General features: G+C 67.7%; 15 protein-coding genes. 11 read left to right on the plus strand and 4 right to left on the minus strand.

What is annotated here, in order from left to right; translation table 11 throughout:
- Positions 1 to 153: 153 nt before the first annotated feature.
- From AC6JA9_RS00700 to AC6JA9_RS00710, 3 genes are all read left to right on the plus strand, one after another.
- On the plus strand, positions 154 to 2,418 hold the full coding sequence (locus tag AC6JA9_RS00700) for a membrane dipeptidase (protein WP_497958933.1): 2,265 nt from the start codon (positions 154 to 156) through the stop codon (positions 2,416 to 2,418).
- A 202-nt stretch (positions 2,419 to 2,620) separates the two neighbouring features.
- Positions 2,621 to 4,933: a putative metal-binding motif-containing protein gene (locus AC6JA9_RS00705; protein WP_408888496.1), complete on the plus strand. Its 2,313-nt coding sequence runs from the start codon at positions 2,621 to 2,623 to the stop codon at positions 4,931 to 4,933.
- A gap of 945 nt (positions 4,934 to 5,878) precedes the next feature.
- Positions 5,879 to 8,188 (plus strand): putative metal-binding motif-containing protein, encoded by a 2,310-nt coding sequence (locus tag AC6JA9_RS00710; RefSeq protein WP_408888495.1) that lies wholly within the window; start codon positions 5,879 to 5,881, stop codon positions 8,186 to 8,188.
- On the opposite strand, the gene AC6JA9_RS00715 is transcribed toward AC6JA9_RS00710, so the two are convergent.
- On the minus strand, positions 8,173 to 9,492 hold the full coding sequence (locus tag AC6JA9_RS00715) for a chloride channel protein (RefSeq protein ID WP_497958934.1): 1,320 nt from the start codon (positions 9,490 to 9,492) through the stop codon (positions 8,173 to 8,175). The genes AC6JA9_RS00710 and AC6JA9_RS00715 overlap by 16 nt on opposite strands.
- A gap of 220 nt (positions 9,493 to 9,712) precedes the next feature.
- Here AC6JA9_RS00715 and AC6JA9_RS00720 point away from each other — a divergent pair, with 220 nt between their 5' ends.
- Positions 9,713 to 10,801: an SGNH/GDSL hydrolase family protein gene (locus AC6JA9_RS00720; RefSeq protein WP_223749377.1), complete on the plus strand. Its 1,089-nt coding sequence runs from the start codon at positions 9,713 to 9,715 to the stop codon at positions 10,799 to 10,801.
- Between the two features lie 94 nt (positions 10,802 to 10,895).
- Here the strand turns inward: AC6JA9_RS00720 and AC6JA9_RS00725 are convergent, their stop codons facing one another.
- Complete coding sequence (locus tag AC6JA9_RS00725; protein WP_483579290.1) at positions 10,896 to 11,801, minus strand: hypothetical protein; 906 nt, start codon at positions 11,799 to 11,801, stop codon at positions 10,896 to 10,898.
- Positions 11,802 to 11,991: 190 nt separating this feature from the next.
- On the opposite strand from AC6JA9_RS00725, the gene AC6JA9_RS00730 reads away from it, so the two are divergent.
- The 6 genes from AC6JA9_RS00730 to AC6JA9_RS00755 all read left to right on the plus strand — a co-directional run bounded on the left by AC6JA9_RS00730 (position 11,992) and on the right by AC6JA9_RS00755 (position 17,881).
- Positions 11,992 to 12,555 carry a hypothetical protein gene (locus AC6JA9_RS00730; protein WP_408888492.1) on the plus strand — a complete coding sequence of 188 codons (564 nt, stop codon included), beginning with the start codon at positions 11,992 to 11,994 and terminating at the stop codon, positions 12,553 to 12,555.
- A complete protein-coding gene (gene lnt / locus AC6JA9_RS00735) occupies positions 12,552 to 14,183 on the plus strand; it encodes an apolipoprotein N-acyltransferase (RefSeq protein ID WP_497958935.1) in 1,632 nt (543 codons plus the stop codon). Before AC6JA9_RS00730 ends, lnt begins: the two co-directional genes overlap by 4 nt.
- A gap of 154 nt (positions 14,184 to 14,337) precedes the next feature.
- Positions 14,338 to 15,495, plus strand: a complete 1,158-nt coding sequence (locus AC6JA9_RS00740) for a bestrophin family protein (protein WP_223749373.1) — start codon at positions 14,338 to 14,340, stop codon at positions 15,493 to 15,495.
- A 95-nt stretch (positions 15,496 to 15,590) separates the two neighbouring features.
- The gene (locus tag AC6JA9_RS00745; RefSeq protein ID WP_143097513.1) at positions 15,591 to 16,004 is read left to right on the plus strand and encodes a hypothetical protein; all 414 of its coding nucleotides are present in this window, start codon (positions 15,591 to 15,593) and stop codon (positions 16,002 to 16,004) included.
- Positions 16,005 to 16,201: 197 nt separating this feature from the next.
- A complete protein-coding gene (locus tag AC6JA9_RS00750; RefSeq protein ID WP_170300575.1) occupies positions 16,202 to 16,342 on the plus strand; it encodes a hypothetical protein in 141 nt (46 codons plus the stop codon).
- Positions 16,343 to 16,555: 213 nt separating this feature from the next.
- The gene (locus AC6JA9_RS00755; protein WP_223752272.1) at positions 16,556 to 17,881 is read left to right on the plus strand and encodes an IS701 family transposase; all 1,326 of its coding nucleotides are present in this window, start codon (positions 16,556 to 16,558) and stop codon (positions 17,879 to 17,881) included.
- Between the two features lie 43 nt (positions 17,882 to 17,924).
- Here AC6JA9_RS00755 and AC6JA9_RS00760 read toward each other — a convergent pair whose 3' ends face one another.
- On the minus strand, positions 17,925 to 19,451 hold the full coding sequence (locus AC6JA9_RS00760) for a GMC family oxidoreductase (protein ID WP_408888490.1): 1,527 nt from the start codon (positions 19,449 to 19,451) through the stop codon (positions 17,925 to 17,927).
- Between the two features lie 168 nt (positions 19,452 to 19,619).
- Here AC6JA9_RS00760 and AC6JA9_RS00765 point away from each other — a divergent pair, with 168 nt between their 5' ends.
- Positions 19,620 to 20,516, plus strand: a complete 897-nt coding sequence (locus AC6JA9_RS00765; protein WP_223749370.1) for an alpha/beta hydrolase — start codon at positions 19,620 to 19,622, stop codon at positions 20,514 to 20,516.
- 53 nt (positions 20,517 to 20,569) lie between these two features.
- Here AC6JA9_RS00765 and AC6JA9_RS00770 read toward each other — a convergent pair whose 3' ends face one another.
- Entirely contained in the window at positions 20,570 to 22,036 is a 1,467-nt protein-coding gene (locus AC6JA9_RS00770; protein ID WP_497958936.1) for a reverse transcriptase family protein, read from the minus strand.
- Between the last annotated feature and the right edge of the window lie 163 nt (positions 22,037 to 22,199).

The following is a 22,199-nucleotide window of genomic DNA, read 5'->3' on the forward strand; positions in this document are numbered from 1 at the left end:
GTCGCGACGCGGTGCATCAGCGTTGCGTCAGTCACGGCATGGCGCCGACTGGCTTGAAGTCAGGGTGGGAGGTGTCGCTAAGTGGGGGTTTCCACCTGAAGGGAGTCCCCCATGTCCCGTCCGCGTCTGCTGCGATGGTGTACCACCTTGGTCATGGCATCCGCGTTGTCCTGCGTGCCCGTCGAGGAGGGCGAGAGCCCCCAGGCGCTCGCCGAGGTTGAAACAGAGAAGACGGCGAGGCTGGCAGGCGTGCCGGGCTTCGCGGAGCTGCACCACCACATGTTCGCCGAGGAGGCGTTTGGTGGCGGTTGGTTCCACGGCACGGTGACGGACGCGCTCACGCGGTGTGACGGAGGGTGGCCGGAGAGCGACCACGCGCGGGTGCGGATGGACTTGAGCCATCTGCTGAACCTGTGTCCGAACTCGAGCAACATCGACCTGCGCGGAGTGCCGGTGTTGTCGCAGCTGTTCGGCATCGCGGGCGCGGTGGGCTCGGAGTTCCTGGGGAAGATTGAGGGCACGCAGGGCGACACGGGCCTGCACGACGGGCGGCGCGACCCGAACAGCGAGTGGCCGCGCTGGGACACGATTGCGCACCAGCAGTCGTGGGAGGGGTGGCTGCGCCAGGCGCACCAGGGCGGCATGTCGCTGGTGGTGGTGTCGGCGGTGAGCAACGGCTTCCTGTGTGACGCGTTGCCGCCGCAGAACCGCACGCGGGCGTGCGACGAGATGATGGACGTGGAGGTGCAGCTGCAGAAGGCGCGCGACTTCGCGGCGACGCGGGACTGGGTGGACCTGGCGCTGACGCCGGCGGACGCTCGGCGCATCATCGGCGAGGGGAAGCTGGCGATGGTGCTGTCCATCGAGACGAGCAAGCTGTTCGGCGCGAAGGACTGGCGGGCGGAGCTGGAGCGCTTCCACGGGTTAGGGGTGCGCACGTTGCAGCCGGTGCACCAGCTGGACAACCGGTTCGGTGGTGCGGCGCCGCACAACGCCATCTTCCAGGCGGCGCAGTTCCTGGAGAACTGTCACATCGACTCGGACTGTGGGCTGACGGTGGGCGGGAAGACGTTGGGGTTCGACGTGGATGGGAACTGCAAGAACACGAAGGGCCTGACGGGGGAGGGGCGGGCGCTGGTGCAGGCGATGATGGACAAGGGGATGCTCATCGACCTGGCGCACCTGTCGGAGAAGGGCATCCAGGATGCGTACTCGGTGGCGGAGACGAACAAGTACTACCCGCTGTACGTGAGCCACGGACACTTCCGCGAGGTGATGAACGGGAAGCTGGCGGAGAACGAGAAGACGACGCCGGCGTGGGTGGTGCAGATGTTGCGGCGCACGGGCGGCATGTTCGGCTTGCGCACGGCGCATGACGAGACGCGGACGTATACGAAGTCCGGCGTGGAGAACAACTGCCAGGGGTCGACGCGCTCGTTCGCGCAGGCGTACGAGTTCGGCCGGCAGGGTCTCAAGATTCCGATGGCCTTCGGCGCGGACTTCAACGGGTTCATCCAGCAGACGCGGCCGCGGTTTGGAGAGAACGGGGCGTGCTCGGCGGGGTTCGAGGCGGAGGCGGACGCGCAGGCGCGTCAGCAGGAGCTGCAGGGGCCTGGGCGGTTGGGGACGGCGTTCGACGAGGCGGGTCTGGCGCACGTGGGGTTGTTGCCGGACATGGTGAAGGACCTGAGGAACCTGGGGGTGAACACGGCGGGGCTGACGGGCTCGTCGGAGACGTTCATCCGGATGTGGGAGCGGGCGTCGTTGCCGCGAGTGGGGATGGCGGACCCGGCGAACGACATCGACACGTCGGGGGTGGCGGCGTGGGTGAAGCCGGAGGACCGGGAGGCGGCGTATCCGACGGTGTGTGGGAAGCACTACGCGCCGGACAGCAAGGACATGAACGAGCAGTGCCGGTTCGACGACGAGTGCCTGACAGAGCAGTGCTCGTCGGTGGTGTGCAGCCTCATCAAGGGCCGGTGTGTGTGCAACGGGGACGAGGACTGTGGCGGGGTGGGGTACTGCCAGAAGGATACGCCGGGGAATCCGGCGGACAACGACTGTGTGCCGAAGAAGGCGGACTGGGTGTCGTGCAGTCGGGATGGGCAGTGCCAGTCGGGGGCGTGTGGCGGGTGTGCGAACGCGGTGGGGTGGTGCTTCACGCCGGACTCGAAGGGGTACGGGGAGACGTGCAAGTCGGATAGGGAGTGCAGGACGGACCGTTGCAGCGCGGACTGTTACCTGAATCCGACGGGCAGTTGCCTGTGCGACAGCGACTCGCACTGTGGTGCGACCCAGTACTGTGGCTGGGGGTTGAACTCGGGCAAGTGCCAGAACAAGAAGGGCCGAGGGGCGGCCTGCGGGTCCGGCCGCGAGTGCCTGTCGGGCACGTGTCGGTGGTCCTTCACGTGTAAGTAGGCGAGAGCCTTGGGGATGCTGGGGGCCGAGGGGCCCCTGGTGTCCCTGGGTGCGCGGATGTAGCGCTCGGAACCTTGGAATGCTGGGTGGAGGGGGGAGCTGGGACGGCAGAGTGGGACTTTTGCCGGGAGGCTGACGGCAAGGGGGCGTGGAGTACGAGGACAGCGCCAGGGGGCGGAGGGGTGCGGTAGAGTGCGGCCCCATGCGTCGCATAGCCCTATTCCTGTTCCCGTTGCTGCTCCTCGCGTGCTCCAAAGACAAGGAGCAGCCGAGGGTCCAACTCAAGGTCAATTACACCTCTGGATTCTACAAGGGGTGTTTCCGGATCGTGGTCAAGGACTCCGCGACGCAAGACGTCCTGGATGACCAGACCGTTTCCCCTAATCGTGCGCGGGATGAGGCGGGAGAGGGCGCCTTCGTGAACGTAGGGGTGTTCCAGAGAGAGGGTTGGAGCAAGAAGGTCCAGGCGACGGTCTCGGCCCACGAGTTCTCGTGTGACAAAGACACCGAGGGCTTGCTGAAGGGGAAGCAGGTCGGGGATGCGGCGACGGTCGAGCTCGACTTCCCCGGTGAAGGCCTCGGTGCCACGAGGGACCTGACGTTCACTACGCCGGACCCCGACCACGACGGGTACTTGTCCGCAGCGAACGGCGGAACGGACTGCGACGACACCGACGAAATGAGGAACCCCTCGCAGCAAGAGATCTGCGACGACAAGGATAACAACTGCGCCGGGGGAGTTGATGAGGGCCTTCCCAAGGTGCCCATGTTCCGTGACGGAGATGGAGATGGCGTCGGCGGAGAGGCTATTCAGCACTGTGTGCCCGCAGAAGGCGTCCGTGGGTACGCTACCGTGGGTGGAGACTGCAAAGACGATGACGCGGACATCGCTCCCGGCAAAGCGGACATTTGCGACGACAAGGATAACAACTGCAACGGCGACACGGACGAGAACGATGACAAGAAGTGGTACCTGGACAATGACGGTGATGGCGTGCCTGAAGGACCGGCACACGTTGTCCGGTGCACTTCGCCGGGACCCAAGTACATGAAGTATCCCTCGGGGCCTCCGTTCGACTGTGATGATGCAGACGCTCGACGCGCTCCGAACAAGCAGGAACTCTGCGACGGTATCGACAACAACTGCGCGAGCGACAATGGCGTGGCGATTGACGAGACCTTCCCCACGAAGGGGAGTTCCTGTGCGCAGGGCTGCGGAACCATCCAGTGTGCGTCTGAAACCAGCGTGGCCTGCAACGCGCCTGAGCCTGACCTCTACTACCAGGACCAGGATGGTGACGGAGACGGTGTCGCCACGGTGATTCCGGACGTGAATCCCAAGATTGTCTGTCAGGGGGAACTGCCTCCGGCCTCGGGCTATGCCCTGGGGCAGGATGGAGACTGCGACGACCGGGACTCCGCGAGGAGTTCAATCCAGGCCGAGCTGTGTGACGGCATCGACAACAACTGCAGCAATGGTGTGGCAGACGAGCCTGCATCGTGTGGTGGCACGCTGAAGCAGGTTGCCAGCCATCACCTGTCATCCGACAACCAGCAGTGGAACACGGTGTCGGTGCACGCGAGTGGCTATCCTGTGTGGGTTGCTGGGGAGAATGGGAAGCTGGCGGTGCGCAGGTCCGCCAGTGCGAAGTTCGAGAGCTTCAGCTTTGGGGACCCAGCCACCCCTGCGCCCACCGATGGCAGCCTCGCGATTCGTCCGAACAACTGTGGTGATATCGACTGGCGAGTCTCTTGGATGGACTCGAGCGGAAGGGTATTCCTGGGAGGCGCATCAGGAACGCTGGCTGTCCATAACGGGACCGCGGATCCGTGCGCCCTAGGCGGTACAGGGCAAAGCGCAGTTGTCACCGGACTGGTGGGATTCGGGACTACTGGAGATCCTGTCCTCTACGTCACCGACTCCACAGGGAGAATCTTCCGGTGGATATTGGGAGGAGCTGTGACTGAGCTGGAGGACAACGCCGTCAATTATTACGGGTTGCATGGTTTGAGGGAGGAGTTCCTGCTCGCGGTGGGTGGAACTACAGGAAGTGGAAGTGGACAAAGGTTCCGCTCCTATGCAGTGACGCCGGGCGGCGCGGCGACGCCCACGTCAGGAGTGCACTCCTCGAATGTGGAGGGGAATGCGAGAGCAGTGTGGATGGGTACTGATAACAAAGCCTGTGCGGTGGGAGAGAACGGGGCGGTGTGGCGGTGGAACGGTGGAACCCCCTGGACCCGGGTGGAGCCGCCGGGTGGGCCGGTGACCTCCTCATTCTCTAGCGTGGTGATGCGCTATGACGCAGAGAACGCGCAGAACCCGCTGAATGAGCACTGCTACATGGTGGACAGTAGCACGAATGGGCGTCTGCGCAGACTGACCCCTTCCGGCACCTGGGGAAGTGGCCCGGACCTGCAGACGAACGCGCGACTTCACGACCTTGCCATTGCACCCACTGGTGACGTCTGGGTTGTGGGTGAGGGTGGCCGCGTCTTCCACTACCCGGAACCGTAGTCGTTGCCCGTAGGCTCTGCCGCGCTCCATGGGGTTCGGAGCGCGGCTTGTTCATGGCCGGGGAGCAGTGCTGGGATTTTAGGATTTGCAGCCCTAGGAGTAAGGTCCAGGCATGACCAAGTCATGCCTGTGGGGGGAATGCCTGGCGGTCGTCCTTTGTGTGTCCGTGGTCCTGCCACTGGGCGCTGCCAGCGCATCTGCTGAAGTACAACGCCATCTCGCTGAGGCGAAGCGCCTCTACGAAGACCTCGAATATGAGGTAGCCCTGGAGCGGCTCCAATTTGCTGCCCGGTTGCCGCTTGACGAGGGTGAGGCAGTCTCCCTCTCGTTGCTGAGAGGCATCATCCACGCCGACATGGGGAAGTGGGAGGAGGCACGGGCAGATTTCCGCTCGGCGCTGCTGTCCCGTCCCGATGCGCAACTCCCCCTGAAAGTCTCCCCGAAGGTGTCGCTCGAGTTCGAGACGCAGCGACAGGGAGTGCGCGACGAGCTTGCGCGGGGAGGCCTGAGAGTCCCTCAACGTGGGGATGGGGGCGCGGTGGCTACGGACCAAGAGACCAAGCGCCCAAGCTTGATGCCAGAGGGCGATACCTCTGGTGCCTCTGATTCTCCCGAGTGGGCCTTGAACTCTACGTCCGACGAGGAAGGACGCGGACTTCGGGTCGGAGGGCGTCGAGTACCTCTCGTGAGTATGGTCCTGCTGGGGGCTGGCGTGGCGGCGGGAGGAGCAGGGGCGGTGTTCGGGCTGTCCTCTCGCGGTCAGGTTGAGGATGCTCGCTCCGCACAGGCATATGAAGACCTGGAGCGACATCACTCCCGGGCCCAAGGGAGCGCGACGACAGCGAATGTCCTCTTCGGTACGGCGGCAGCGGCGACCGTTGGCGCCGTGGCGACATGGCTGCTGATGGGCTCCACCCAGGAATCCGTGGTCCATGGAGGTGAACGATGAGCCGCGTGGGGGGACTGATTGTTGCTTGCTTGCTGGGTCTGGGTGGCTGTTCCGTACCGAGTCTCGAAGAGCTTGAGGCAGAGCGTGGCGTCCGCATCAGGGTCCAGTACACGCCGGGCTTCAGGGCCGGCTGCATCGTGATGCGGACCGAGGATGCGGCGAATCCTGCGAACGTCACGGAGCAGCCATTTGCCAGTGAGCGGCTTGCAAACGCATCACCCCCGTTGGAGCTCAGCGCCTTCCGGCAGGCCCACTGGGGGAAAAAGCTCCAGGTCACCATCCGTGCGCATGAGCAGTCCTGCAGTGGCAAGGAAGTGGACAAGGTGAGCCTGTCCGTCGACCTCTCGGGGGCCGGTACCAGACCGAATACGACGGTGGCCCTCGAGACACCGGACATGGATGGGGATGGGTTTGTCGCCATTTCAAGCCAGGAGGGGAAGGGCGGCACGGACTGCGACGATGGGGACGTGATGCGGAGCCCCTCACAGATGGAGGTATGCGACGACAAGGACAACAACTGTTCGGGTGGAGTCGACGAGGGTTTGCCCCTGGTGTCGATGTTCCGCGACTCGGACGGAGATGGGGTCGGTGGCGAGGCGATTCAGCACTGTGTCCCGGCGGCAGGTGTCCGCGGGTACGCGATGGTGGGCGGGGATTGCAGAGACAATGATCCGGACATTGCTCCCAGCAAGACGGAACTCTGCGACGAGAAGGACAACAACTGCGACGGGACGACGGACGAGGGCCACGACAAGAAGTGGTACCTGGATGATGACGGGGATGGCGTCCCGCAGGGGCCCGCGTTCACGTCGCAGTGCACTTCGCCGGGCTTCAAGTTCATGAAGTATCCTGCAGGTTCGCCGTTCGACTGCGATGATGTCGATGCTCGACGCGCTCCGAACAAGCCGGAACTCTGCGACGGTATCGACAATAACTGCGCGAGCGTAGGTGGCGTGGCGATTGACGAGACCTTCCCCACGAGGGGTGATTCCTGTGCGCAGGGCTGCGGGACCGTCCAGTGCGCTTCGGAAACCAGCGTGGCCTGCAATGCGCCTGAGCCTGACCTCTACTACCAGGACCAGGATGGTGACGGGGACGGTGTCGCCACGGTGATTCCGGACGTGAACCCCAAGGTTGTCTGCCAGGGGGCTCAGCCTCCGGTCTCGGGCTATGCCCTGGGGCAGGATGGAGACTGCGACGACCGAGATTCCGCGAGGAGCTCGATTCAGGCCGAGCTGTGTGACGGCATCGACAACAACTGCAGCAATGGTGTAGCTGACGAGCCTACGTCGTGTGGTGGAACACTGAAGCAGGTTGCCAGCCATCACCTGTCATCCGACAACCAGCAGTGGAACACGGTGTCGGTGCACTCGAGTGGCTATCCTGTGTGGGTCGCTGGGGAAAATGGGAAGCTGGCGGTGCGCAAGTCCGCCACTGGGAAGTTCGAGAGCTTCAGCTTTGGGGACCCAACCACCCCTGCTCCCACTGATGGAAGTCTCGCGATTCGTCCGAACAACTGTGGTGACATCGACTGGCGTGCATCCTGGGTTGACTCTCAGGGCAGAGTATTCCTGGGAGGCGCATCAGGAGCGCTGGCTGTCCATAATGGGACTACGGATGCGTGCGCCATAGGCGGTACAGGGTTAAGCGCAATGATCACGGGACTGATGGGGTTCGGGACTACTGGAGACCCTGTTCTCTATGTCACCGACTCCTCAGGGAGAATCTTCCGGTGGGTCCTGGGAGGAAGCGTGTCTGAGTTGGAGGACAACGCCGTCAATTATTATGGGTTGCATGGTTTGAGGGAGCAGGTCCTTCTCGCTGTGGGTGGAACTACAGGAAGTGGAAGTGGCCAGCGGTTCCGCTCCTATGCAGTGATGCCGGGGGGCGCAGCGACGCCCACGTCAGGGGTGCACTCCTCGAATGTGGAGGGGAATGCGAGAGCGGTGTGGATGGGCACTGATAACAAAGCCTGTGCGGCGGGAGAGAACGGTGCGGTGTGGCGCTGGAGCGGTGGAACCCCCTGGACCCGGGTGGAGCCGCCGGGTGGGGCGGTGACCTCGACTTTCTCCAGCGTAGTGATGCGCTATGACGAACAGAACGCGCAGAACCCGCTGAATGAGCACTGCTACATGGTGGACAGCAGCACGAGTGGGCGTCTGCGCAGACTGACCCCTTCCGGCACCTGGGGAAGTGGCCCGGACCTGCAGACGAACGCGCGACTTCACGACCTTGCCATTGCACCCACTGGTGACGTCTGGGTTGTGGGTGAGGGTGGCCGCGTCTTCCACTACCCGGAGCCCTGAACTCCAGGTCCACCGTCCCCGGGTCGCTCAGTGACAGGCCCGGGGACCGTGCTCTCCATCTCCCGCAGCGGAACCCACCGTCCGAACCCCGGTCCCCCGTCCTTCCGCCGCCCAATCCGCTGCGCCGGGTAAATCCCCCGGTGGCCCGTCAGCAGATACGCCACCGTCGACACAATCATCACATGGGGCAGGACCCCTGCCCCCACCAGTTCCACGGCCATGATGGACAGCGCCAGGGGCGTATTCGCCGCCGCGGCGAACAGCGCCGCCATGCCCACGGCCGCCCCCAAATCCACCGGCAACCCCAACATCCGCGCGAGCACGTTCCCCAGGCTCGCCCCGATGAAGAACAGCGGCGTCACCTCTCCGCCCAGGAACCCCGTCCCCAGCGTCACCACCGTGAACGCCAGCTTCCACGCGAATGCGGAGACAGGGAGCCCCGGGTCCTCGAACGCCCGAACGATTCCCGGCACCCCCAACCCCAGATACGCATCCGTCCCCACCCACAGCCACAACATCACCACCGCCGTCCCACCCATCGCCATCCGCAACGGCAACCACGGCACCCGCCGCTCCATCACCGCCTTCAACCGGTGCAACCCCTCCACGAACACCACCGCCACCGCCGCCACCCCCACCGCGAACACCAACCACTTCCCAATCACAACCACAGTCAGCGGCAACGCCCCAGGCACCGGATACACCGTGTGCTGAATCCCCAGCCCCCGCGTCACCACATCCCCCACCACCGACGCCACCAGCGCCGGCAGCAGCGCCTCGTACCCGAGCCGCCCCACCACCACGACCTCCAACCCGAACACCGCCCCCGCCACCGGCGTCCCAAACACCGACCCGAATCCCCCCGCAATCCCCGCGGCCAACAGCTCCCGCCGCAAGTCCGCCCCCGCCCGGAACCGGTGCGCCACCCAGTCCGCCAGGCTCCCGCCCATCTGCACCGCCGTCCCCTCCCGCCCCGCGCTCCCGCCGAACAGGTGCGTCAGCACCGTCCCCACCAACACCATCGGCGCCATCCGCAACGGCACCTGCGCATCCCCCGTGTGCACCGTCTCCAACACCAGGTTGTTCCCCCCTCGCACCGGCCCGCCCCACCGCGCATACACCGCCCCCAACACCCACCCCGCCAACGGCAGCGCGTACATCAGCCCCCCGTTCGCCTCCCGAAGCCGCGTCGCCTCCTCCAAGAGCCACAGGAACGCCGCCGACGCCACGCCGCACACCACCCCCACCAGCGCCCCCAGCGCCAACCACTGCCCCAACACCCTCGCTCCCGTCTTCCACCTCACCTGTGCCTTCTCCCGCTGTATTGAAACATCGTGAAACACCGCGTCAAACGTCGCGCCGCGTCAGGAATCAGACACCCCAAGCCCTCGTGGGACAAAGTTTCACGCATTCCTCGAATTCTGACTGAACGCGTTATTCCAGTTTGCGGGTGATTCGCGAATCGACGGCGTGTACGGTTCGGGTTCCCCCTACATCCCCCCGTGGGAAGAGAAGAGAGCGGGCATGTTCTTCCGTCGCAATGGGCTGTCCTTCGCGGTTGCCGTGGCCACCGCAGCGGTGAGTGGTAGCGCCCTGGCGAGCACCATCAACCAGAACACCTCGTGGACCATCGACCGGTCCACGTCCACGACGAAGTATCGCGTCGTGGCGTACGGCGACTCCATCTATGCGGGCTACAACGGGGGCCTGACGGCCGTCGCGCGCCGCGCGGCGCCCGTGGTGCAGGGTGAGTACCTGGCCAAGACGTGGAACGCGGACATCGAGGTCATCCGCCGCACCAAGTCCGGCGCGAAGGCGGACGACATCTACAACAACAAGATTGTCTCCGAGCGCTCGTACATGCAGACGGCCAACACGCGCGCCGTGATGTTCGAGATGTGCGGCAATGACTACCTGCAGGCGCGCAGCGCGTTCTCGGGTCAGTCCGGCACCTGTGACTACAGCGGCCTGGAGGCGGCGCTGGCGGCCTGCACCACGTACACGGAGCGGGCCATGCAGGCCATCAACCAGTACGCGACGTCGGCCAAGGTGAAGATCGTCTCCAACATCTACTACCCCGGCTTCGACGCGGACAACGTGCAGACGTCCTGCCGTGACGCGTCCACGGGCGCCACGGTGAACAAGCAGGTGAAGTTCCTGCCCCTGCTGGCGCGCAGCAACTGGCGCACGTGCAACCTGGCGGCGAAGTACGGCTTCCAGTGCGCGGACTCCTTCGCGGAGATGATGGCCGCGGACTACGACAGCAACGGCGACGGCCAGGTGGACTCGGCCGCCATCCGCTACATCGCGGGTGAGACCGAGGCCGCCTACGTGGCCCGCATCACCGGCGCCCTGCGCTCCACGCTGCGCGACGCGAACACCCACTTCGTCAACTCCAGCACCAGCTACGACTACATCCAGTCGGACAACACCCACCCGACGTACTTCGGCACCACCATCAGCGTGAGCATCTTCTCGGGCTCGGGCTCCGGCACGGGCGCGCCCCAGTTCACCGACACCCAGGTGGTCAACGGCAAGAACCCCGAGTGGAACAAGACCGGCCACGAGCGCATGGGCTGGGAAGGCTCGCGCTTCAACCCCGCGACGCCGTGAGGTCAGCGCCCGCTGGGCGCGGGTGAATCGCTGCATCCCAGGGCCTCCGATGCTCGTCCGAGCGTCGGGGGCCTTCGTCGTTCCAGCCCGGCCCTCACGACAGGAAGCGCAGCGCGGTGAAGGCCATGATGCCGCCGTAGTACACGAGGCGGCAGATCCACTCGACCCCTCGGCGCACGCCGCGCGTCCACGAGGGAAACCACTTCGCCGCCGCCAGCGACAGTCCTTCCGCCACCGCGCGCCAGAAGACGGCGATGAGCAGGAGGCTGAGCGCGATGGGCGCGTAGTAGCGACCGAACGAGCGCAGGTACGCGGAGAGCCCCGACATCTGGTACTCGCCGAACGGACCGCCGAAGGCGATGTACTGGTGCGCCCGGAAGAAGATGCCCGCGGGCACCAGCGGGAACACCACCAGCTTGAGCAGCAGGTGGTACCAGCGCTTCTTCCACAGCTCCCGCCGCGCCCGTCCATAGCGCACCAGCGGATGCGACGCGGCCTCGCCCAGCGAGCCCTCGCGGCGGCCGAGCGCGACGAGCAGCGGCAGCGCGTCCTCGACCTCCAGGCCGTGCCCCAGCGCGCGTCCCGACTTCATGCGCACGACGAGCCCCGGGCCCGGCAGCGGCAGTCTCCACGGGCGCACCGCGTCCACGACCTCGAGCGGAACCTCCAGCCGCGCGCCGTCTCGCAGCGTGAGCGTGAGGCCCGTGGCGCCCACCTCGAGCGTGGCGCGGGCCCGGGCGCGCATCCCCGCGACGAGCACCACCGGGAGCCCACAGCCGAAGGCGAGGCCGAGGAGGAGCGGCTGCGCGGTGAGCGTCTGCGAGCCCTGGAGGATGTCCGACATCAGCCAGGTGGTGAAGACCAGCAGGCAGGTCATCATCACCAGACGCGCTGTCACGGCCACGCCGCGTTGCGCCGTCGTCCAGGCGTGGAGCGTGAAGCGCTCGGGCTCGGCGGTGGGCGTGGGGGAGGGGAGGGCGTCGACGGAGGAGAGGCTCATGGTGCGAGGGGCGCGGGGTCGCCGGGGGGCCGCAAGTGGCCACATTGCCTCGGCGAGAGGCTGTCCGTAGCATACGCAGCGCGGAGGTCTCCCGGCGAGCATGCGGCCGCAGCAACCATCTCCTGAACGCCGTGTCGACCGTGACGGTGTCACCCACGTGGCCGCCTCGCGCCCCTCCTCGGGAGGTGGCGTGGCGAAGTGGCTGGTGGGCGGCGCGCTCGTCTTCACCGTGCTGACCATCGCGGTGAGCCTGTGGTGGAGCTCCTCGGCGGTGGAGGTCGAGGACCCGCCTCCCTTCGTCGAGGCCCCCGCCCCCGTCGCCGAGCCCGCGCCCGTGGTGGCGCGCGCCCCGGTGCCTCGCGCCGCGCCGCGAGCCGTTCCCCAGGCGCCTGTCGCCATGGCCGCGCCCCTCGAAGAAGCGCCGCCGCCCGCGCCGGAGCCCGACATGCCCTCGGAACAGCCCACGGGGCTGCAGCTGTACAAGCGTGGCACCAAGCCCCTCAAGCGCGGGCTCGTCGTGCCGGAGGACTTCGAGCTGCCGCCCGGCTACGTGCGCCACTACCAGTCCACGGACGAGGGTGAGCGCGTCGAGGCCATCCTCATGTTCCATCCGGACCACAAGCCGGTGGACGCGAATGGCCAGCCCATCCCCATTCCGGAGAACCGCGTGGTGCCCGAGGAGCTGGCGCCCCCGGGCATGCCCGTGCGCATGCTGGAGCTGCCGAAGTCCGACGAGTCCAAGGACGCGCCTTGAAGCTCGGCCGTCTGGAGCCCTCGCCCGGAAGACACCTGGCCGACGCGCTGGTCGCCGTCGCGCTCACCACCGTGGCGCTGTGGGCGTTCTCGTCGCTCGTCTCGCCGTGGACCGCGCTGGGCTGGGTGGCCCTGACGTTCTGGCTCGCGGCCGTGGACCGCGCGCGCTCGTCGAAGGAGGCCCTGGCGCTCGGCGCGGGGCTCAGCGTCACGTTCAGCGCCACGGTGTTCCAGTGGTTCCCCGCCGCGCTCCAGGGCTACTCGGGCGCGCCCCTGTGGCTGTGCTGGGGCGCCATGCTGCTGCTGGCGCCCGTGTTCCAGCCCCAGCTCGTGCTCACCGCGCTCGCGCGTCACCTGGCCCGCCGTGCCGTGGGCGAGCGCGCCGCGTGGCTGCCCGCCGTGACGAGCATGCTCGTGTACGTGGGCGTCGAGTGGCTCGCGCCCAAGCTGTTCTCGGACACGCTGGGACAGGGCTTCGTCTACTCGGAGCGACTGCGACAGTTCGGTGATGTGGCGGGCGCGGCGGGGCTCACGCTCGCGCTCCTTGCGGTCAACGAGTGTCTGCTCGGCGCGGTGCGGGTCTTCCGCGCCCGAGGCGTGGCGCGCGCGCTGCGTCCCCTGGGCGCGGCGGTGGTGCTGCTCGTGGGGCTCACGGGCTATGGGGCCCTGCGGCTGGTCCAGGTGCGCGCGGCGACGGACGCGGCGCCGGCGCTCGTCGTGGGCGCGGTGCAGGCGAACATCACGAACTACGAGAAGCTCAAGGCGGAGATGGGCGCGTACGAGGTGGTGCGCAGGGTGCTCGACACGCACTACGCGCTGTCGGACGCGCTCCTGCGCGAGGCGCCGCTCGATGTGCTGGTGTGGCCGGAGACGGTGTACCCGACGCCCTTCGGTGTGCCCAAGAGCGAGGCGGGCGCGGAGCTCGACGCGGAGATTGCCGGCTACGTCGCCGCGCGGAACGTGCCGCTCGTGTTCGGCTCGTACGACGTGGAGGACGGCCACGAGTTCAACGCCGCCATGTTCCTCGCGCCCGCGTCTCGTGAAGGCGGTGCGCCCGAGCGCGCGGTGTATCGCAAGTCGAAGCTCTTCCCGTTGACGGAGTGGGTGCCCGAGTCCATCGACTCGCCCACCTTGCGCGAGTGGCTGCCGTGGACGGGGCGCTGGACGCCGGGCCCGGGGCCCCGGACGCTGCCCCTGCGTCGGCGGGATGGACGCGTGCTGAACGTCGCGCCGCTCATCTGCTACGACACCGTCTTCCCCTCCTACGTCGCCGAGCAGGTGCGCCAGGGCGCGGACCTGCTGCTCACGCTGAGCAATGATTCATGGTTCACCGGCACGCCCGGTCCCCGGATGCACCTGACGCACGCCATCTTCCGCAGCATCGAGACGCGCAGGCCGCAGGTGCGTGTGACGAACTCCGGCGTGTCCGCGCTCATCGATGCGACGGGGGAGGTGCTCTCCGAAATCGGCGACGCACAGCGGGGCACCCAGGTGATGCGGGTGCCCGCGTCGCCCGGCCTGTCCACGCTGGCGCTCGCCTGGGGACACTGGCTGGGTCCCGTCGCCCTGGTGTGCGCGGTGGCGCTGCTCGGCGGCGCGGTGCTGGGGGCTCGCGGCTCCCGGCGCTGACGGCGGACTCTGCTCGCTTGAGGACACTCGGGGCCGGGGTCCGCGCCGCTGCGTGACACATCCGGGTGGCAGGCCGACGGCGCCCGTTGTCGGCACGGGGCGTCGTCACTACACGCTCCGCGCGGCGCAACCTCGTCCTCGGAGTCCCCTCGCGATGATTGTCGGTCGGAGCCTGTCCTGGCGCATCATCCTGCGTTACACGGGCCTCCCCGTCACCGTGCACGTCCTCTTCGCGTTCGCCATCATCGTGGGCTACCGCGTGTACGACGCGTCCTGGATGGCGGTGCCCGCGCTTCCCGTCACGGTGCTCGCGGCGGCGCTCGGCGTGCTGCTCGCCTTCCGCAACAACTCCGCCTACGACCGCTGGTGGGAGGCGCGCACGCTGTGGGGGGGCGTGGTGAACTGGTCGCGCTCCTTCGCCCGACAGGTGCTCACGCTGCTGCCGCGGCCCGGGAGCACGCAGGATGAGCAGCCCCTCTCCGAACTCGAGCTGGCGGCGGTGCCCTCGCCCCTCTTGCGCAGCGCCGTGGACCGTCCCGCCGCCCTGACCGCCGTATCGGGCGCCCGCGCGAGCGACGGTGCCGTGCGCGACAGGTTCGGTCAGGCGCGCATGCCCACCGACGCCAAGGTCTCCCTGGAGAACATCGCCGTCCTCGACAGCCCGCCCGAGGAGCAGCGGGGTGTCATCACCAAGATGGTGGAGAGCATCACCGAGGACTCTCGCGAGCTCATCTACGCGCAGATGGGTTTCGTGCACGCCTTGCGCTGTCACCTGCGCCGCCAGGACCCGTTGCCCGAAATCGTCCGCTTCTTCCGCCCCTCCGTCATCGAGGCCCTGCGCGAGGAGCAGAACGTCCCCTCCGCCATCATCCTGTGGATGGCCACCCGCCTGCGGCGCATCTACGGCCAGGTGTCGGACCCGCAGAAGGTCGTCTTCCTCCACGTCACGATGGACCGCACGCTGTCCGAGATGACGAACCTGCTGGGCGCCTGCGAGCGCATCAAGAACACGCCGCTGCCCCGGCAGTACGACATCCTCCTGTTCGTGATGACGCGCGCCTACCTTGTCCTGCTGCCGCTCGGCGTGGTCGAGGAGCTGGGCTGGCTCACGCCCATCGTCACCGCCATCATCGCGTTCCTCTTCATCGGCCTGGACGCGGTGGGCCGCGACATCGAGACGCCCTTCGAGGACGACGTCAGCGACACGCCGATGACGGCCCTGAGCCGGACCATCGAAATCAACCTGCGGCAGATGCTGGGCGAGACGGAGCTGCCCCAGCCCGTGCAGCCGCAGAAGGGCCTCTTGTACTGAAACGAGCTGCCCGAATGGGGCCTGTGAGGGCGCAACGTCGCACCCCGGGTCCTCGCGTTGCGGCGGACCCACGCGCGGCGTATACCCGGAGCACCGTGTCCGGACTGTCCCGCATCCTCACGCTCGTGTTGCTCGTCGGCTGGCAGGTCCTGGCCAGCGGCGTCGCGGGCCTGGGGCACTACTGCGAGAAGCAGGTCGCGACCCGCGCCACCAAGTGCCGCTGCCACGAGCACGAGAAGGAAGGCGGCCACAAGGCCTCCTCCTCGCCCGACGGGCCGGCGCTGAGCTGGAACTGCTGCGAGGAGCCGCACTGGGACTTGCCCGCGCCCACCGAGGCGGGTGGCTCCAGTGGCGCGCCCTTCGTCGTGGCGCCCCCCGTGCTGCTCCCGGTCGCCTGGGTGTCTCCTCGTCCGCCGGAGTGGGTGCCCCAGCGCTCACTCTCCTGGTGGCAGGTGCCTCCCGCCCAGGGACCCCCTGTCTTCCTCCGCGTCCGCACGCTCCTCATCTGAGCGCTCCGGCGCGCGGTGACGTCGTGTCCTCCCTGGGGAGTCACGCGATGGCCGCCTCGTGCCCGGGTTGCGCGCGTCCGTGGTGTCCACGGAAGGCGTGCCGCCCTCGGAGTGTCCCTGAGGAGCCGGGTGCGCGAGTCGTTCGCTCTCTCCGGCATGGCAGTCAGTCGGTCTGAAGAATCCAGAAGAGCGAAGCCATGGACATGATTTGGGAGCTGATGATTGGAACGGTGCTGCTGACGCTTCTCATCGTGGTGATGACACCGGCGATGTGGAGCTCGCGGCTCAGCCTGCGCGAGAAGCCGAAGAAGCCCGAGGGCCAGGGCCCCAAGGACTGAGGTCCGTCACCGCGCGAGGAGACACGGCCACCTTGGAGCGCGTGGCCGTGTCCTTCGTGCGCGTCAGACTCGACTTTCGCCCTTTTGGGGTGGGATGCCCAAGCAGGGGGCCGAGAGGAGAGAGGGCTGAGGGTTGGTAAAGAGCGGCCATCGAGACCAGCTGAGAGAGGTGTCCGGCAAGACACGCCTCTTCCAGCACCTTCGAGGTCTGCGATGGCCGCTTCCCATTTGTATGCACTGCTTCGAGTCCTGCAGCTGGTTCGGCCGGCGTTCACCGAGCCCTCGTTCCTCCGCTTCCTGGTGCTGTTCGCCGGCTGGGTGTGCAGTGGAGGCACGCACGCCGTTACCGAGGCGCTGGTGGCCGCAGGAGTGTCGGGCGTGCAGCACCATGCGGCCTTCCATCGCTTCTTCTCCCGGACGCGGTGGAGTACGGACGAGGTAGGCCGACTGCTCCTGTTGAAGCTGGCGGCATTGGGACCCGTGCGGTTGGTACTCGATGACACCCTTTGCAGTCACAAGGGGCCGAAGGTTTTCGGCCTGGGCAGTCACCTGGATGCGGTTCGCTCCACCCGGGCCATGCGCGTCTTCTGCTTCGGCCACGTCTGGGTGACGCTCGCGGTGCTGGTGCACGTGCCCTTTGCTGCGCGCCCCTGGGCACTGCCCGTTCTCTTCCGGCTCTACCGCACCCAAGCCGAGTGCCAGAGGAGGGACATCCGGCACCGGAAGAAAACGCAGTTGGGCCGAGAGTTGGTTGAGCGTGTCCTCAGCTGGCTGCCAACGGGCCCTTTGGAACTGGCCGCGGACGAAGCGTACTCATGCAGCACCCTGCTCAAGGGGTTGCCGCAGCGGCTCGTCTTCGTCGGAGCCATGCGTCCAGATGCAGTGCTGACGCGCCCGCGCGTGCACCGCTGCCGCTCGCGGAAAACGGGCCGCTGGCTGACGCGTGACGTGCCGGTGCCCAAGCCCGAGGCCCTTGCCAGAGATTCAGCACTCCCCTGGATGCGGCTGACAGCCCAGCTCTACGGCCGCTCGCAGCAGGTGGACTACAAGGAGGTAGTGGCCCGGTGGAGGAGTGCTGCCGGCGAGCGGATGCTCAAGGTGGTCGTCGTGCGGATGACAAGTGGAAGCCGCCCCCTGCGAGTCTTCTTCTGCACCGCCCCCTCCCTGTCTGCCCTCGAAGTGGTGGAACGGTATGCCTTCAGGTGGAGCATCGAAGTGCTCTTCCGGGACTTGAAGCAACTGCTTGGCTTCGCCGACTCGCGGGCCCGCCGTCGCCTGGCCGTGCTTCGCACCGCTCCCTTCGCTGGCTTGAGCTACACCCTTCTCGTCCTCTGGTACCTGGAGCTCACCGCCAGCTGGCAACAGATGAGGTGGCCTCTGCGCCCCTGGTACACCACCAAGACCACGGTCAGCTTCGCGGATGTCCTCCGCCTGGCTCAATCCTCCCTGGCCCGGGCCCGCTGGCATTCGCCGCGTCGACTTCGCGCCAACTTACGTGCTGCCTCTCGCGCCCCGCCATCTCTGGAGAGCGCGGAGTAGACCGCCGCGCTCTCTCCCTCGCTCTAAAATGGCGAAAGTCGAGTCAGAGCCTGCCGGCCTTCAGCTCGCTGACCAGGTGCGCGCTGGCTCGCACGGCCAGGGCCATCATCGTCAGCGTGGGGTTCTGCGGTCCCTGCGAGGGGAACGCCGAGCCGTCCATCACGAAGAGGTTGGGCACGTCCCAGCTCTGGTTCCACGCGTTGAGGACCGAGGTGCTCGGGCTGGTCCCCATGCGCGCGGTGCCCACTTCGTGGATGGCCATGCCCGGCGTGGAGAGGGTGTCGTTCACCTTCTCCACCGTGAAGCCCGCCTCCTTCATCATCTCCTGGCAGGCGGCCACGGCGTCCGCGCACATGCGCAGCTCGTTGTCCGAGTGACGGCACTCGATGTGCGCCGCGGGAATCCCCCAGCGGTCCTTCACGGTGGGGCTCAGCGTCACGCGGTTGTGCTCGCGCGGCACCATCTCCCCGAAGGGCACGAAGTGGCACGAGTCCCCGAAGGTGAACACCTGCACGCCATAGCCGCGTGAGAAGCCGTCCGCGGGGGAGGTGACGTTGCGGAACTGGGGGATGTACGCCCAGCTCTGCTCGGCGCGCTGCTCGGAGGCGGGCAGGTTCATCTTCGCCTCGATGCCGAGCAGGTACGTGTGGTCCATCAGGTTGCGGCCCAGCTGCCCCGAGGAGTTGGCGAGGCCCTCCGGGAACGCGGCGCTCTTCGAGTGCAGCATGAGGCGCGTCGTCTCGATGGTCCCCGCGGCCAGAATCACCACGCGGCCGTGGGCCTCGTGCGCCTTGCCGGTGTCCGAGTCGATGTACCGCACGCCCGTGACCTTGTTCGTCTTCGGGTCGTGCAGCACCTGGTCCACCACCGCGTGCGTGCGCAGGGTGAGCCGGCCCGTCTTGAGCGCGGCGGGGATGGTGACGGGGGCGCCCGCGGTGCGGCGCACGACGACGCGGCGCTCGGGCCAGCGGCGCTCCACGCGCTCCTTCAGGCGCTGCTCGGCCGGGTTCATCGCGATGGACGCGGCGAAGATGGAGTCGGGCAGGGTGTCCAGCCCGTCCGTGTTGCCGTGGAGGCCCATCCACCGCTCCACCGTCTCGTAGTGCGGCGCCAGGTCCGCCAGCGTCAGCGGCCAGTCCGGGCCCTGGCCGTCGCGCCCGCCGGCTTTGAAGTTGAAGTCCGACAGCCGGTAGAACTGCCGGCCGTGCGCCTTCACCGAGGTGCGTCCGCCCACCTGCCGCGCGCGAATCCACGTGAAGGGCGCGTCCTTCGGCGTGGTGTACGGGTTGTCGACGTCATCCACGAAGGCGTGCGGATGGAAGGGCCACGCGAAGGTGGTGGACTGCACCGACTGGCGCTGCTTGCGCGCGCTGTCCGTCTCCGCCTGGTAGCGGAAGAGCTTCTGGCGGACCCGGTGCATCACCCACAGCAGCTTGTCCGCCTGGTTGCTGCGCCCCGCCTCCAGCACCAGGACGTTCAGCCCCGCCTCGGTGAGCTGCTTGGCCGCCCAGCCACCACACGCGCCGGAGCCCACCACCACCGCATCGAAAGTCTTCTTGGACGTGCTCACAGCGACCCGGCGAGTGCAAAGGGGATGCGCGGCGTGACTCACCGCGAGTTGATTCGGCGCAGTGTAAGCTGCGGCGCGCGAGCTTGACCATTGGACGCCCGCCTGTGTCGCGAGTGACTCGCGTGGGGCTCGGGCGAGCAGCCGGGGGATGCCCGGGGAAGGTGTTGCATGAAGTGGCGGCGAGTCGTGGCGGCGGTGGTGGCGTTGGGGGTGCTCGCGACCCTGGCGCTCTTCGGTCGGGCGCTGCGGCACTCGGAGGCGTACTTCCACTATCCCCGGGTGGCGCCGGAGCGCCCCGCCGACTTCGCGGATGCGCAGGACGTGCGCCTGTTCACCTCGGACGGGCTGGAATTGCGCGGGTGGTACGTGCCCTCGAGGAACCGCGCCGCGGTGGTGATGACGCACGGCCTTTCACAGACACGCGCGGACGTGCTGCCGGAGGCGCGCATCCTGCGGGACGCGGGCTACGGCGTGCTCCTGTTCGACCTGCGCGCGCATGGCGCAAGTCAGGGCGAGACGTCCACGTGGGGGGATTTGGAGCGGCGGGATGTGCGGGCCGCGCTGGAGTTCGTGCGGGCCCGGCCCGACGTGGACCCGGGGAAGGTGGGCGCACTGGGGTTCTCGATTGGCTCCGCCGCGGTGGCGGAGGTGGCCGCGAAGGACACGGACGTGCGCGCGGTGGTGCTGCTGTCCCCGTTCAACACGCTGTGGCTCGCGGCCGCGTATGACTTCCGGCGCTTCGGTGCCATCACCCAGACGGGCGCGCTGGTGCCGTTCTGGCGGCGCGGCATCCAGCTGGAAGAGGTGCGCACCATCGACGCGGTGGACCACATCCGGCCCAGGCCCCTGTTCATCGTGATGGGGACGGAGGAGTCCGGTCAGCCACTCGCGGATGAGCTGTTCGCCCACGTGCGCGAGTACGCGCGGACGTGGCGCATCCAGGGCGCGGGGCATGGCGGCTTCGCCACCGTGGAGCCGACGGAATATCCCCGCCGGCTGCGCGCCTTCTTCGACGCGGCGCTGCTCGCAGGCGGGGAGGGGAGCGCGGCGAATCCCGCGCCTTGAGCCGACGGGCCCGGAGGTGAATCACCTACCGCCGAGCCCGCGACCCCAGCACTTCAGGGCGCCTTGGGCGCCGCTTCCTTCTCGCGGGCCTCGAGCTGCTCCAGGCTCTTCAGGAAGGCGCGGCCCTTGGTCTCGTCCGTCATGTAGACGAAGGCGGCCATGCCCTTGAGCTGCTCGAGGGACTCACCCTCGCGGCCGGGCTTGCCCTTCTGTCGGTTGTGGATGGCCGCGCGCAGCCGGCGCACGACATCGCGCGGCACGCGGGCGGAGGCCACGCCGTCACGGACCCTGTTCACCACCAAGCCCGTCACCTGCTGACGCGTGCCCTTGCGGCTCACCCGCGTCTTCTCCGGGTGCACGCGGAAGCCCTCGGACTCCACCACGTCCTTCACGCGCGCGAGCAGCACGGCCACCGGCGCACCCTGCGCGCGCCGCGCCTTGGGCTGCTTCGTCTTCGTCCACGAGAACGTCAGGTCGTCCGCGTAGCGCGTGTAGACGAAGCCCAGCTTCTTCGACAGCGCGGACAGGCGCTTGTCGAGCTTGAGGCACAGGGCGTTGGTGATGCCCGGAGACGTAGGCGCACCCTGCGGCAGCGAGCGCGGACCCTTGGCCACGTAGTGCGTCTTGCCGCGGAACTGCACCGCCTCGCGCGGGGCCTCCGTGGACATCAGCGCCAGCAGCGTGGACGTGTTCTCCGGCAGGCCGCCCTTGCGCAACAGGCCCTTCACCCGGCGCCACGTGACGGAGGGGAAGAAGTCCTTCAGGTCCACCTTCACCACGACATCCGCGCTGTGGTGCGCGAGCGCGTTGGTGAGGATGGAGCGCCCCGCGACGAAGCCGTGCGCCGCGCCGTGCACGGGCAGTCGCTCCACCACGTTGGACAGCACCCAGCGCTGCGCTTCCTTCAGCTCCGGCTTGGGGGACGTAATCGTCCGCGTCCCGCCGTCGCGCTTGGGGATGCCCCAGCTGATGTAGTGCGAGCCGGTGTCCACCTCGCGGTGGAACGCGAACCAGCGCAGCTTGGAGACGCTCAGCCCCAGCGCCTTGGCCAGCGCCTCCGCGGAGCCCAGCTCGGGAAGCCCGTTCGCGCGAGCACGCTCCTCACGGTGCGCGATGTCGAACTTGTCGGAGCCGCCTTCCTCCTCCCAGTGGACCCCGGCGCCCAGGTGTCCCACGTGGGTGGCCTTCCAGGCCTCGTGGGCCTGGCGCCCCAGCGCGCGACGCTCGGCCGCCTCGGCCTTCTTCTTCTCCTTCCAGGCCGTCTTCTCCTTTTCCGATTCCGAGGCGCTGGAGAAGTCGAGCTCGCCCACGGCGAGGCCGCGAGAGACCAGCTGGGCCTGCGCCCATTCCTCGGCGCCGCCAGCCTCGACGATGGCCTTCCAGCGGGTGAGCAGTGCCTCGTGCGCGGCGCGACGGGCCTCGCGTTGGGCGAGCGTGTTGGCGGACGGGGCCTGGGGCGCTGGCGTCGCGACGGCTTGCGGCGCGGCAGCGGGGACGAACGACTCCAGCCTGGCGGTCATGTCAGCACCTTCGAGGGGGCGCGGCGGCTTCGGACGAAGCGGCTGTCATTCGCGAGCAGTCGAGGGAGGCCAGGAAAGCACCACCATCTCACCTGGGGCACGGTAGCCTCACCGGCTCTCCCCTCCCATGCACTACGGCCGGGGTGGGCAAACGGCGGTCGCG

The organism is Myxococcus sp. MH1 (genome assembly GCF_059738865.1).

Bases quoted from the DNA above. Each gene is read 5' to 3' on its own strand.
- AC6JA9_RS00770 (WP_497958936.1), bottom strand. From the start codon at position 22,036: ATGACCGCCAGGCTGGAGTCGTTCGTCCCCGCTGCCGCGCCGCAAGCC.
- AC6JA9_RS00710 (WP_408888495.1), top strand. From the start codon at position 5,879: ATGAGCCGCGTGGGGGGACTGATTGTTGCTTGCTTGCTGGGTCTGGGT.
- AC6JA9_RS00750 (WP_170300575.1), top strand. From the start codon at position 16,202: ATGGACATGATTTGGGAGCTGATGATTGGAACGGTGCTGCTGACGCTT.
- AC6JA9_RS00725 (WP_483579290.1), bottom strand. From the start codon at position 11,801: ATGAGCCTCTCCTCCGTCGACGCCCTCCCCTCCCCCACGCCCACCGCC.
- AC6JA9_RS00740 (WP_223749373.1), top strand. From the start codon at position 14,338: ATGATTGTCGGTCGGAGCCTGTCCTGGCGCATCATCCTGCGTTACACG.
- AC6JA9_RS00705 (WP_408888496.1), top strand. From the start codon at position 2,621: ATGCGTCGCATAGCCCTATTCCTGTTCCCGTTGCTGCTCCTCGCGTGC.
- AC6JA9_RS00755 (WP_223752272.1), top strand. From the start codon at position 16,556: ATGGCCGCTTCCCATTTGTATGCACTGCTTCGAGTCCTGCAGCTGGTT.
- AC6JA9_RS00700 (WP_497958933.1), top strand. From the start codon at position 154: ATGGCATCCGCGTTGTCCTGCGTGCCCGTCGAGGAGGGCGAGAGCCCC.
- AC6JA9_RS00765 (WP_223749370.1), top strand. From the start codon at position 19,620: ATGAAGTGGCGGCGAGTCGTGGCGGCGGTGGTGGCGTTGGGGGTGCTC.
- AC6JA9_RS00720 (WP_223749377.1), top strand. From the start codon at position 9,713: ATGTTCTTCCGTCGCAATGGGCTGTCCTTCGCGGTTGCCGTGGCCACC.